Annotated in this window: 12 protein-coding genes; 8 read left to right on the top strand and 4 right to left on the bottom strand. The window is 66.6% G+C overall.

Annotated elements, in window-relative coordinates; all coding sequences use genetic code 11:
• Positions 1-42 precede the first annotated feature (42 nt).
• Positions 43-762, bottom strand: a complete 720-nt coding sequence (locus ACI0FO_RS20730; RefSeq protein ID WP_416029705.1) for an SDR family oxidoreductase — start codon at positions 760-762, stop codon at positions 43-45.
• Between the two features lie 176 nt (positions 763-938).
• Entirely contained in the window at positions 939-2,066 is a 1,128-nt protein-coding gene (alr, locus tag ACI0FO_RS20725) for an alanine racemase (protein WP_416029703.1), read from the bottom strand.
• 131 nt (positions 2,067-2,197) lie between these two features.
• On the opposite strand from alr, the gene hpnC reads away from it, so the two are divergent.
• The 3 genes from hpnC to hpnE are packed head-to-tail and all read left to right on the top strand — an operon-like array spanning position 2,198 to position 5,251.
• A complete protein-coding gene (hpnC, locus tag ACI0FO_RS20720; RefSeq protein WP_416029702.1) occupies positions 2,198-3,028 on the top strand; it encodes a squalene synthase HpnC in 831 nt (276 codons plus the stop codon).
• A gap of 16 nt (positions 3,029-3,044) precedes the next feature.
• Positions 3,045-3,908 carry a presqualene diphosphate synthase HpnD gene (gene hpnD, locus ACI0FO_RS20715; RefSeq protein ID WP_416029700.1) on the top strand — a complete coding sequence of 288 codons (864 nt, stop codon included), beginning with the start codon at positions 3,045-3,047 and terminating at the stop codon, positions 3,906-3,908.
• Entirely contained in the window at positions 3,905-5,251 is a 1,347-nt protein-coding gene (hpnE, locus tag ACI0FO_RS20710; RefSeq protein WP_416029858.1) for a hydroxysqualene dehydroxylase HpnE, read from the top strand. The genes hpnD and hpnE overlap by 4 nt, the downstream gene beginning before the upstream one ends.
• Before the next feature lie 64 nt (positions 5,252-5,315).
• Here the strand turns inward: hpnE and crcB are convergent, their stop codons facing one another.
• Together crcB and ACI0FO_RS20700 are read right to left on the bottom strand one after the other, a co-directional pair.
• Positions 5,316-5,708 carry a fluoride efflux transporter CrcB gene (gene crcB / locus ACI0FO_RS20705; RefSeq protein ID WP_416029698.1) on the bottom strand — a complete coding sequence of 131 codons (393 nt, stop codon included), beginning with the start codon at positions 5,706-5,708 and terminating at the stop codon, positions 5,316-5,318.
• Positions 5,709-5,713: 5 nt separating this feature from the next.
• A complete protein-coding gene (locus tag ACI0FO_RS20700) occupies positions 5,714-6,265 on the bottom strand; it encodes an HdeD family acid-resistance protein (RefSeq protein ID WP_416029696.1) in 552 nt (183 codons plus the stop codon).
• Between the two features lie 189 nt (positions 6,266-6,454).
• Between ACI0FO_RS20700 and ACI0FO_RS20695 the strand changes: the two genes are divergently transcribed.
• The 5 genes from ACI0FO_RS20695 to ACI0FO_RS20675 all read left to right on the top strand — a co-directional run bounded on the left by ACI0FO_RS20695 (position 6,455) and on the right by ACI0FO_RS20675 (position 10,892).
• Entirely contained in the window at positions 6,455-7,081 is a 627-nt protein-coding gene (locus ACI0FO_RS20695; RefSeq protein WP_416029695.1) for a PepSY-associated TM helix domain-containing protein, read from the top strand.
• Positions 7,082-7,110: 29 nt separating this feature from the next.
• Entirely contained in the window at positions 7,111-7,626 is a 516-nt protein-coding gene (locus ACI0FO_RS20690; protein WP_416029694.1) for a DUF2271 domain-containing protein, read from the top strand.
• Between the two features lie 32 nt (positions 7,627-7,658).
• Positions 7,659-8,459 carry a DUF4198 domain-containing protein gene (locus ACI0FO_RS20685; RefSeq protein WP_416029693.1) on the top strand — a complete coding sequence of 267 codons (801 nt, stop codon included), beginning with the start codon at positions 7,659-7,661 and terminating at the stop codon, positions 8,457-8,459.
• An 83-nt stretch (positions 8,460-8,542) separates the two neighbouring features.
• Positions 8,543-9,499 carry an FAD:protein FMN transferase gene (locus tag ACI0FO_RS20680; protein ID WP_416029856.1) on the top strand — a complete coding sequence of 319 codons (957 nt, stop codon included), beginning with the start codon at positions 8,543-8,545 and terminating at the stop codon, positions 9,497-9,499.
• Between the two features lie 4 nt (positions 9,500-9,503).
• Positions 9,504-10,892, top strand: a complete 1,389-nt coding sequence (locus tag ACI0FO_RS20675) for a sulfite reductase subunit alpha (RefSeq protein WP_416029692.1) — start codon at positions 9,504-9,506, stop codon at positions 10,890-10,892.
• The last annotated feature ends 4 nt before the right edge of the window (positions 10,893-10,896 follow it).

The following is a 10,896-nucleotide window of genomic DNA, read 5'->3' as shown; positions in this document are numbered from 1 at the left end:
ATTGCAGTGCGGAGAGGAACAGCGCCGCCGTCCCGTACCGGCTTACGAGCGTCCGCCCAGACTGCCTCCGCCGTCCACGCCCAGTACCTGGCCAGTGATGAAACCCGCATCGTCCGACAGCAGGAAAGCGATGGCGGCGGCGACTTCGGCCGGCGTGCCCAGCCGTTTCATGGGCACCGATGCCAGCGCGCGCTTTTCGCCATCGCTGCCCGCCGGACGCGTGGCGCGGAACAATTCAGTTTCGATCGGGCCCGGCGCGACCGCATTGGCGGTGACGCCGTATTCGGCCAATTCCAATGCCCAGGTGCGGGTGCAACCGACCAGCGCGCTCTTGGCGGCGGAATAGGCCGTGCGGTCCAGGCCGCCGTAGATGGCGCGGCTGACCACGTTGACGATGCGGCCGGCGCGGCGCACTTTCATGGATTCGACGAAAGCCTGCGTCACTTGCACCGCGACGCGCACGTTCAGGTCCAGCACGTTGTACAGCGTGGCCAGATCGATTTCGCCCAAAGGCTGCGGCGACGCGACGCCCACGTTATTGACCACGGCGTCGACCGGGAATTTGTCTCGGATTTCCCGCAGGACCTCTTCGGTGCGTCCGGCGTCGGCCAGATCACAGGCGTACAGATATCCCGGGAAATCGACGTCGGTGGTGTTGCGCGCAATGCCGACCACATGACAGCCCATGTCGGACAGCCGCTGCGTAAGCGCCCAGCCGATGCCTTTCGTGGCGCCCGTAATGAGCACGCATTTGTCCTTCATGGGTGGAAACCTCGCAGTCTGTTTTCTGGGTCAAAAACGGGCGCTTGAGCGCCCGGTGTTCCAAGTAGACACCATCCGGCGTCGGCTGTCTTGTAAATTGCGTAGCAATTTTTGCACGCCGGACACTCCCGAACGGAAGCCGTCTGGCCCGGCCGACAGACGGAAAACCCGGGTGATCAAGCGTCGCGGGTGACCGGGACGCGAGGCGCCAAGGCGCAGAGGAGCTCGTAGCCGATCGTGCCGGCGGCCTGGGCCACTTCGTCGACGGAAGGACCATCTTCGCCCCAGAGCACCACGGGCGCGCCGACGCCGGCCGCCGGAATGGGATCCAGGTCGACGATCAGCATGTCCATGGAGACGCGGCCGACCAATTGGGTACGGATGCCCGCCACGACGACCGGGGTGCCGGTCGTGGCGTGGCGCGGATAGCCGTCGGCATAGCCGCAGGCGACGATACCGATGCGCATGGCGCGTTCGGCGCGGAAGATGGCGCCGTAGCCGACGGAATCTCCGGCCTTGAGCTCTTGCACCGCGATGATCTCGGAACTGAGCGTCATGGCCGGTTTCAGGCCGAACGACGCGGCATCGGCGTCGGCGAACGGTGACGCGCCGTACAGGCAGATGCCGGGACGCACCCAATGGGTCTGTGTCGGCGACCCGACGGCGATGTCGGCGAAACGTAGCGTGGCCGCCGAGTTGCAGACGCTGATCGTGCCCGGCAGCTTATGCGTCACCGAATTAAATACGGCCAGCTGCTCGCTCACCCCCTGGGGGCCGTCGGCGCAGGCGAAGTGGGTCATTTTGCCGATGGAGCCCACCGTGCCCTGCTGTTGCAGCAGCACGGCGCGTTCATGTGCGGCGGGATAGGCGGCGGGGCTGAAGCCCAGCCGGTTCATGCCGCTGTTGAGCTTAAGCATGATGTCCACCCGGCGGGCGAAACGCGCGCGCGCCAGCATATCCAGCTGTTCACGGTTGTGCACCGTGGTGCTGAGGTGATAGCGATCGATCAGGTCGAGGTCCGACGGGTTGAAGAAGCCTTCAAGCAGCAGGATGGGCCCGCCCCACCCGGCTTCGCGGCAGCGCACGGCTTCGTCCAGGTCCAGCATCGCCAGACCCTGCGCCTTGGAAAACCCCGTTACTGCTTGCTCGATGCCATGCCCGTAGGCGTTGGCCTTGATGACCGCCCAGATGGAAGGCGGCAGTCCGGAGACGGCCGCGGCGGTCTGTTCAAGGTGGCGGCGCACGGCGGCAAGATTGTGCGCAAGGGCAGAAACGGAGACAGTGGCGGAAATTGGGCGCGGCATGATGTGAGATCCTGTGGCGCTTAAGTCTAACTGATCGCCGCCCCCGCCGGCACGGCATCGTGCCTTGGCGAAACGACTACTCTAAAATGAGGTGGACAGGGTCCCCGGGGACCCCGCCCGAGCTGCTTATTATGTCTATCGATCACTACGAGAACTTTCCCGTCGCCTCGGTGCTGCTACCGCGCCGGCTGCGTGGCGCCGTGACCGATATCTACCGGTTCGCCCGCGCCGCGGACGATATCGCCGATGAAGGCAGCGCCACCGACGACGAACGCCTGGCCCAGCTGGCGGCGTTCCGCACGGAACTGCACCGCATCGGCGCCGAGCCCGGCACGCCGCCGCCCCCTGGCCTGCCGCCGCTGGCCGACATCTTCACGCCCCTGGCCAAGACCATCGCCCGGCATCAGTTGCCGATCACGCCGTTCTTCGACTTGTTGTCCGCCTTCGAGCAGGACATTACCGTCAAACGCTATGAAGACTACGCCGCGCTGGCCGACTACTGCACGCGCTCGGCTAATCCGGTCGGCCGGCTGATGCTGCACCTGTTCGACGCCACCACCCCTCAGGACACGGCCGAAAGCGACGCCATCTGCTCGGGGCTGCAATTGGTGAACTTCTGGCAGGATGTGCGGGTGGATTGGCACAAGCACCGCGTATACCTGCCGCAGGAAGACCTGCGCCGCCATGGCGTCTCTGAGGACGACCTGGCCGCCTGCCGGCTGACACCCGCCTGGCGCGAACTGATGGCGTTCCAGGTCGAACGCACGCGGGCGCTGCTACACTTCGGCGCTCCGCTGGCGCGCCGCCTGCCGGGCCGCATCGGCCTGGAGCTGCGCCTAGTGGTGCAAGGCGGGCTGCGCGTGCTGGAGCGGATCGAGGCGAGCGGCTACGATGTATTCATGAATCGCCCCGAATTGGGCGCCAAAGACTGGGCCATCATGCTGTGGCGCTCTATCAAGTAACAGGCCCTGCCTATCTATGACCCCTGACGAATATTGCCAGGAGAAAGCCGCCAAGAGCGGTTCCAGCTTCTACTATTCCTTCCTGTTCCTGCCGCCCGAACGCCGCCGCGCGATCACCGCGCTGTACGCGTACTGCCGCGAAGTGGACGACGTGGTCGATGAATGCACCGACCCGTCACTGGCCCGCGTCAAGCTGGCTTGGTGGCGCACGCAAATCGACCAGATGTTCGACGGCAAGCCGGACCACCCCGTGACGCGGGCGCTACAGCCGCATCTGCAAAGCTGTTCGATCACCCGCGAACGTTTGCTGGCCGTGGTCGACGGCATGGAGATGGACCTGGACCAGACCCGCTACCTGGATTGGCCGGGCTTGCGTAAATACTGCTGGCACGCCGCGGGCGTGGTGGGCGAACTGTCCGCCGGCGTCTTCGGCTACAGCGATCCCAAGACGCTGGTCTATGCCGAAAAATTGGGCCTGGCGTTCCAGATGACCAACATCATCCGGGACGTGGGCGACGACGCGCGCCGCGGCCGGATCTACATCCCCGTCAACGAGATGCAGCAATTCGAGGTCAAGGCCTCGGACATCCTGAATGGCGAATACTCGGAACGTTTCTCCGCCCTGATGAAGTTCCAGGCCGACCGTGCCCGCGAACTCTACCGGGAAGCGATGCGCAATCTGCCCGACGCCGACCGCCGCTCGCAACGGCCGGGGCTGATGATGGCCGCCATTTATCACGCGTTGCTTGACGAAATCGAGCGCGACAACTGGCAGGTGCTGCACCAGCGCATTTCGCTGACCCCACTGCGCAAGCTGTGGCTGGCATGGAAAACCTGGGTGGGCGGCGGACGCGGACTGGTCCGCCGGTTGGCGCGGTGAAGGCGGCGGTCATCGGCGCGGGCTGGGCGGGGTTGGCGGCCAGCGTCGCCCTGCGTGAAGCCGGCGCCAAAGTCACGGTATTCGAAGCTGGCCATACGCCCGGCGGGCGCGCCCGCCGCGTGTTCCACGGCGATTTCGACGCGCCGCTGGACAATGGCCAACACCTGCTGTCGGGCGCCTACAAGCAGACGCTGGCGCTGATGCGCCGGGTGGGCCGCAACCCCGATGCGCTACTGATGCGCCGGCCGCTACGGCTGGCCACCCTGGACGGCCGTTTCCGCCTGTCCGCCCCCCGCTTGCCCGCCCCGCTACACATGGCGATCGCGATCCTGCGCGCGCGCGGCCTGTCGTGGGCCGACCGTTTTGCAACGTTGCGCCTGATGCGCGGCCTGAAAACGATGTCGTGGATGCCGCCTCGCGACTGGACCGTGCTGCACCTGCTGCATTACCACGCGCAATCCGACGCGTTGATCCGCCAGCTCTGGGAACCACTTTGCCTGGCCGCCCTGAACACGCCGGCCGCCACGGCCAGCGCGGCGCTGTTTGCCCGCGTGCTGCGCGACAGCCTGGCCGGCACCCGCGAAGACAGCGACTTGCTGCTGCCCTGCACCGACCTGTCCGCCCTGTGGCCCGATGCCGCGGCGCGCCAGGTGACGATGCGCTACGGCAGCACCGTGCGCCAGCTAGATCCTTCCGACGACGGCATCGTCGTCAACCAGGAACGCTTCGACGCCGCCGTGCTGGCGGTGCCGCCCGCTTTCGCGGCGCGGTTGCTGGACGCGCCCTTGCGGCAGGCCGGCGCCACCGGCTTGCTGAACGCGCTGAAGGCGTTCACCTATCTGCCCATCGCCACGCTGAACCTGCGTTTGGCGGAACCGTGGCGCCTGCCCGAACCCATGATGATGCTGCGCGAGGAAGCCGCGCGCGGCCACATCGGGCAATGGCTGTTCGACCGCGCGCAACTGGCGGGCGACACCAAGGTGGGCGAACTGGCCGTGGTCGCCAGCGCCGCCACCAGCATCGCGGAGCGCAACCGCCATCAGGTGGTGGAGGCCTTGATCGACCAGGTGGCGGAACAGGCGGCGCGCCATCCCGCGCGGCTGCCCGGCATGCCGGAAGTGGCCGCGTCCGAACTGCTGATTGAAAAGCGCGCCACCTTCGCGGCAGTGCCGGGCCTGACACGCCCCCTGAATTCAACGCCGTGGGCCACCTTGGCCCTGGCCGGCGACTGGACCGACACGGGTTATCCGGGTGTACTGGAAGGCGCGGTGCAAAGCGGCCTGCAGGCTGCCCGGGTCTTGAACCCGCGCGCGGACCTGGCCACGGATCTGGCCGCGGATTGATCGGCTGGCGCAACCGGCGCTGGCGCATGGCGCGCGCCGCCGCCTGCCCCGATTTCCGCGATGCTTAGCGCAGTAAATGCGCCGTGGCGATGCCGGCGGCCGTCAGGGCCAACGATCCCGCCAAGCTAATTCCGGCGTAACCGAGCGCGCTGCCGTAGGCGCCGCGTTCAAGCATGGCCACGGTTTCGGCCGAGAACGTCGAAAACGTGGTCAGGCCGCCCATGAAGCCGGTGATGACGCCCAGGCGCACCCAGGCCGGCCATTCGGGGTGGCCCGCCACCATCGCCAGCACCAATCCCACCAGATATCCGCCCGCCAGGTTGACGGCCAACGTGCCCCAAGGCCAGGATTCAACATTCAGCCACAGGCTGACAAGCCACCGCATCCAGGCGCCAAGGACGGCGCCCAGACCGACGGCCAGGAAATTCAAGGGGATCAGGGTTTGGTAGGCGGACATGGACGTCAAGAGGCGCGGTGCTGTTTAAGCCGCAGGGAAAAGACCAGCAGCAGTATGCCAAAGAACACGGCGTAGATGCCGATGACCCAAACCAGCGCCAGCGCGCCGACGCCAGGCTGCATGACCAGCATGATCCCGAACAGGATCGACACTACGCCCGACAAGGCAAGCAGCCATTCGTTGCGGATTTCCTTGCGGAAGCGGATGGCGGCAATGACCTGGAACACACCCGCCGCAAGCGCCCAGAACGCGATGATGTAGAGCAATAGCAAAGCGGTAAGCCCGGGCCACAGGAAGGTCACGATGCCCGCGGCCACGCCCAGCAGGCCGACGATGATCAGGGCCCACAGCGGCTTGCCGTTGTCGCGGATGCGCACCCCGGCGATCAGGGCCAGCACGCCGTCCACCAGCGCGAATGCTCCCCACACCAGTATCAACGCCGACAAGGTGATGGCCGGCATGAACAAGGCCATCAATCCGAACAGGATGGCGACGACGCCGCGCAAAGCGACCCACCCCCAATGACGACCGATATCCCCCCATTGCGGTTCCAGCATGACGCACCTCCGGTGTTGGTAACGGGTGGCCTATCTTATCCCCGCAGGACTGCCGCCGCCACGCCGCGGACGGCCGGATCGATGCCGCGCGGCGAAACGGATTGAAATTTCCATCTTCGCGCAGCCCGGCGTTTTATAAGAGTAATTCTCATTAAATGTTAGAATCCGCGCCTTCAAATCGAATCCCTCATGGACAGTCAACCCGCTCCACGGCGCCGGGCCTATTGGCTCAAGACGCTGCATCAATGGCACTGGATCAGCTCGGCGCTATGCCTGCTGGGGATGCTGCTATTCGCCGTCACCGGTTTGACGCTGAACAACGCCTCGCACATTGAATCGAAAGCCGTGGTGACGAGCCGGCAGGCGCAATTGCCCGGGCCCGTGCTGAAGCAATTGTCCTCGCCGGCCGGGCAAAAGAAAGCGCCCCTGCCCGTCCCCGTGGCGCAATGGCTGGATGAATCGCTGGATGCCGACACCGCCGGAAAAACGGCCGAATGGTCCGCCGACGAGGTGTATTTGTCGCTGCCGCGCGCCGGCGGCGACGCCTGGCTATCGATCGACCTTGCCAGCGGCGACGTGGAATACGAACGCACCGACCGCGGCTGGATCTCGTACCTGAACGATTTGCACAAGGGCCGCAACACCGGTCTGGCCTGGAGCTGGTTCCTGGACATATTCGCCGTCGCCTGTCTGGTCTTTTCGTTGACCGGGCTGGTACTGCTGAAGATGCACGCAGGCAACCGCAGCGCAACCTGGCCCATGGTCGGGATGGGCGTCGTGATCCCCGTGGTGCTGGCCCTACTGTTCATCCATTGATTCCATCCGATCCGCTCCTGGAGCATTCCATGCGCAAACTGCTATTGCCGGCCCTCTTGGCTGGCCTGATCGCCCGAACGGCTCATGCGGCCGACATCGGCCTGAACATCGAAGTGCCGCGCCTGGACGTGGCCGAGTACCACCGTCCCTACGTGGCGATCTGGATCGAAAATCCCGACCAGAGCGTCGCCGCCGACCTGGCCGTCTGGTACGACGTGGCCAAGAAGAACAACGAAGGCGCCGAGTGGCTGAAGGACATGCGCCAATGGTGGCGCCGCAGCGGCCGCAACCAGCAGTTCCCGGTGGACGGCGTCAGCGGCGCGACCAAGCCCGTGGGCAAGCACGCGCTGAGCTTCGACGCGGCAAGCAAGCCCCTGTCCACGCTCAAGCCTGGCCAATACGCCGTGGTTGTCGAAGCCGCGCGCGAAGTCGGCGGCCGCGAACTGCTGCGCATCCCCTTCCAGTGGCCGCCGCAGAAAGCCGAGCAACTGACGGCGCGCGGCGAACATGAACTGGGCGCCATTGCGCTCGACCTCAAACCCTGATGCCCATCGAATCGCCTTCAAGGAGCGCAACCATGAAATCCGCCGCCAACCTGGCCGCCGCCCTGGCGCTGTGCCTGCCCTTTGCCACGCACGCGCATGATGTCTGGATCGTGCCGTCCTCCACCGTGCTGTCGGGCACCGACAGCTGGATCACGGTCGACGCCGCCGTGGGCAATGACAAGTTCTATTTCAACCATGCGCCGATGCGTTTGGACGGCCTGGCCGTCGTGGCCCCGGACGGCAACGCCGCCGAAGCCGAAAACCTGAACCGCGGCAAGCTGCGCAGCACCTTCGACCTGCAGTTAAAGCAAAGCGGCACCTATCGCGTGGCGGTGGTGAATGACGGCGTGTTCGCGCGCTGGAAGGAAGACGGCAAGAACAAGCGCTACTTCGGCAAGGTGGAAGGCATGGCCCAGGCCGTGCCCGCCAACGCCCAAGAGCTTGAGGTGTCGCAGAGCCTGGGCCGCGTCGAGACCTTCGTGACGGCAGGCAAACCGACGGCCATCAAGCCGGTGGGCCGCGGCCTGGAACTGGCGCCCGTGACGCATCCGAACGATCTCTTCACGGGTGAAGAAGCCACCTTCCAGATGCTGGTGGATGGCAAGCCGGCCGCGGAACTGGATGTGAATGTGGTGCCCGGCGGCAGCCGCTATCGCGACAAGGTCGGCGAAATCAAGCTGAAGACGGACAAGGACGGCAAGTTCTCCGTGAAGTGGGCGCAACCAGGCCTGTACTGGATTGAAGCTGGCATGGAAGACGCCAAGATCACCGTGCCGCAAGCCAAGAAGCGCCGCTTGTCCTACGCCGGCACGGTCGAAGTGCTGCAGCCCTAAGACGCGGCGGGCGCGTGGCCACCTCTTCTTCCTATGCGCCGCGCGGCGCGGCGACGCCTGCCGTTCGCGTGGCGTATGGCGCCATGCCGGCCGCGCTGATGGCGCCAGCCGCGTTGGCCGGCGTCACCATGGGCACGACGTGGTCGGCGCGCATGGCGCTGCCCGCCGGTTGCAGCGACCACGCGGCGCGGCTGGCGGTGCAGGCTGCGCTAGACGAAGTCGTGGCCCAAATGAGCACCTGGGAAGCAGGTTCCGACATCAGTCTGTTCAATCAGGCGGGCCCGGGCTGGCTCGCCTTGCCCGACGCGTTTTTTCATGTCCTGCGCCATGCGGTGGCGCTGGCGGATGACACCGATGGAGCCTATGACCCGACCGTGGGTCCGCTTGTGAACGCCTGGGGTTTCGGCCCGCATCAACGCGCCTTTGAACCGCCTTCGCCCACCACCGTGGACGCGGCGCGCCTGCGATGCGGTTGGCGGCGCTTGGCGTTGGATATCGAGACGCAGGCTGCCTATCAGCCGGGCGGCGCGTATCTGGACTTATCATCGATTGCCAAGGGCTATGGCGTCGACCGCGCCGCGATGGCGCTGGACGCCCTGGGTATCACGCAATACCTGGTGGAGGTCGGCGGCGAATTGCGCGCGCGCGGCAACCGGCCAGACGGCCAGCCTTGGCGCGTGGCCGTCGAAGTGCCCGACGCCAGCGATGACCATGCCCTGGCCTTGCCGCTGGAAGACGTCAGCATCGCCACGTCGGGCGACTATCGGCGCCACGCCGGCAGCGGCGACGCGCGCTACGCGCACACCATCGACCCGCGCACCGGCCAGCCCGTGCGCAACAACGTAGCGTCGGTTTCCGTACTGCACCCGATATGCATGCAGGCCGACGCCCTGGCCACCGCGCTGACGGTGCTGGGCGAAGCGGACGGCCTGGCCTATGCCCGCCGCCATGATCTGGCGGCCCTCTTCATCCTGCGCGACGCCGGCGCCTATCGTGTCATCGCCACGCCGGCGTTCCAGGCGCGGGCCATCGCCCACTGAACCCATGAGCCTGACCCGGTTGATCGCGGCGGCATGCGTGGTGGGGCTTTGGCTGCTGCTTTGCCTGTGGGCATGGCGCCGCGCCAGACGGCACGAGGCGCTGCACGCACAGGCCCTCCAAGCCCTGAACGCGCCCACACCCGAAGACACCCTGCTGATCGCCTACGCAACCCAGACCGGCTACGCCGAAGCCCTGGCCGGCCAGACCGCCGAATCCCTGCGCGCCGGCGGTTTGACCGTCCGCGTGGCGGCGCTGGACCAACTGGACCTGCCGCGCCTGTCCTCCTATCGCCGCGTCCTGTTCGTGGCCAGCACCTATGGCGAAGGCGACCCGCCCGATGCCGCCGCGGCCTTCGCCGGACAGATGCAGGCGCCGCCCGCCGCCCCCCGCGTAAACCCGACGCTGGCCGGCATGCAATACGCCGTGCTGGCGCTGGGCGACAGCGAATATGCCCGGTTCTGCGGATTTGGGCACCGGCTTGACGACTGGCTGCACGCACAAGGCGCGACGCCGCTGTTCGACCTGGTCGAAGTGGACAACGGCGATCCGGCCGCGCTGCGCCATTGGCAGCATCACCTGGGTTTGCTGGCTGGCCGAAGCGACCTGCCTGATTGGCAAGCGCCGGTCTACGACGCCTGGCGCCTGGCGGATCGCCGTCTGATGAATCCCGAGAGCCAGGGCGGCCCCTGCTATTTGCTGACCCTGACACCGCCCCCGGGCGGTATGCCGCAATGGATGGCGGGCGACATCGCCGAAATCGGCCCCCGGCGGGAGCCCGGCGGTCCGGTGCAGGCGCACCGCGAATATTCGATCGCATCCCTGCCGGAAGACGGCGCGATCCAGTTGCTGGTGCGGCAGATGCGCGGCGCCGATGGCGGGTTGGGGTTGGGCAGCGGATGGCTGACCCATATCGCCCAAACCGGCGACGAGATCGCGCTGCGCGTGCGCACCAATCGCAATTTCCATGCGCCTGAAGACGGCCGGCCGTTGATCCTGGTGGGCAATGGCACCGGGCTTGCCGGTCTGCGGGCGCTGATCAAGGCCCGCCGCGCCGCGGGCCACCGGCGCAACTGGCTGGTATTCGGCGAACGCAATGCCGCGCACGATAACTTCTGCCAAACGGATATCGACGCTTGGCGGCAGGAAGGCACGCTGGCGCGCGTGGACGCCGTCTACTCGCGCGACCAGCCCCAGCGCCGATACGTGCAGGACCTGCTGCGCGAACAGGCGGACGCCGTCAGGTCGTGGGTGGACGCCGGCGCCGCGATTTATGTCTGCGGCAGCCTGCAAGGCATGGCGAGCGGCGTGGATGCCGCGCTGCAAGACATCCTGGGCGACGACCGCCTGCAAGCCATGCAGCACGGCGGCCGTTACCGCCGCGACGTGTACTGACGCG

It is taken from the genome of Achromobacter marplatensis (assembly GCF_049060505.1).
GTDB classification, from domain to species: Bacteria; Pseudomonadota; Gammaproteobacteria; order Burkholderiales; family Burkholderiaceae_B; genus Achromobacter; species Achromobacter marplatensis_A.
Note: the sequence above shows the minus strand (reverse complement) of the source record. Positions and strands in the feature narration are given on the sequence as shown.

What these genes read in the sequence shown, in the direction of transcription:
- ACI0FO_RS20730 (WP_416029705.1), bottom strand. Translation starts at nt 762, where the DNA reads ATGAAGGACAAATGCGTGCTCATTACGGGCGCCACGAAAGGCATCGGC.
- alr (WP_416029703.1), bottom strand. Translation starts at nt 2,066, where the DNA reads ATGCCGCGCCCAATTTCCGCCACTGTCTCCGTTTCTGCCCTTGCGCAC.
- hpnC (WP_416029702.1), top strand. Translation starts at nt 2,198, where the DNA reads ATGTCTATCGATCACTACGAGAACTTTCCCGTCGCCTCGGTGCTGCTA.
- hpnD (WP_416029700.1), top strand. Translation starts at nt 3,045, where the DNA reads ATGACCCCTGACGAATATTGCCAGGAGAAAGCCGCCAAGAGCGGTTCC.
- crcB (WP_416029698.1), bottom strand. Translation starts at nt 5,708, where the DNA reads ATGTCCGCCTACCAAACCCTGATCCCCTTGAATTTCCTGGCCGTCGGT.
- ACI0FO_RS20700 (WP_416029696.1), bottom strand. Translation starts at nt 6,265, where the DNA reads ATGCTGGAACCGCAATGGGGGGATATCGGTCGTCATTGGGGGTGGGTC.
- ACI0FO_RS20695 (WP_416029695.1), top strand. Translation starts at nt 6,455, where the DNA reads ATGGACAGTCAACCCGCTCCACGGCGCCGGGCCTATTGGCTCAAGACG.
- ACI0FO_RS20690 (WP_416029694.1), top strand. Translation starts at nt 7,111, where the DNA reads ATGCGCAAACTGCTATTGCCGGCCCTCTTGGCTGGCCTGATCGCCCGA.
- ACI0FO_RS20685 (WP_416029693.1), top strand. Translation starts at nt 7,659, where the DNA reads ATGAAATCCGCCGCCAACCTGGCCGCCGCCCTGGCGCTGTGCCTGCCC.
- ACI0FO_RS20680 (WP_416029856.1), top strand. Translation starts at nt 8,543, where the DNA reads ATGCCGGCCGCGCTGATGGCGCCAGCCGCGTTGGCCGGCGTCACCATG.
- ACI0FO_RS20675 (WP_416029692.1), top strand. Translation starts at nt 9,504, where the DNA reads ATGAGCCTGACCCGGTTGATCGCGGCGGCATGCGTGGTGGGGCTTTGG.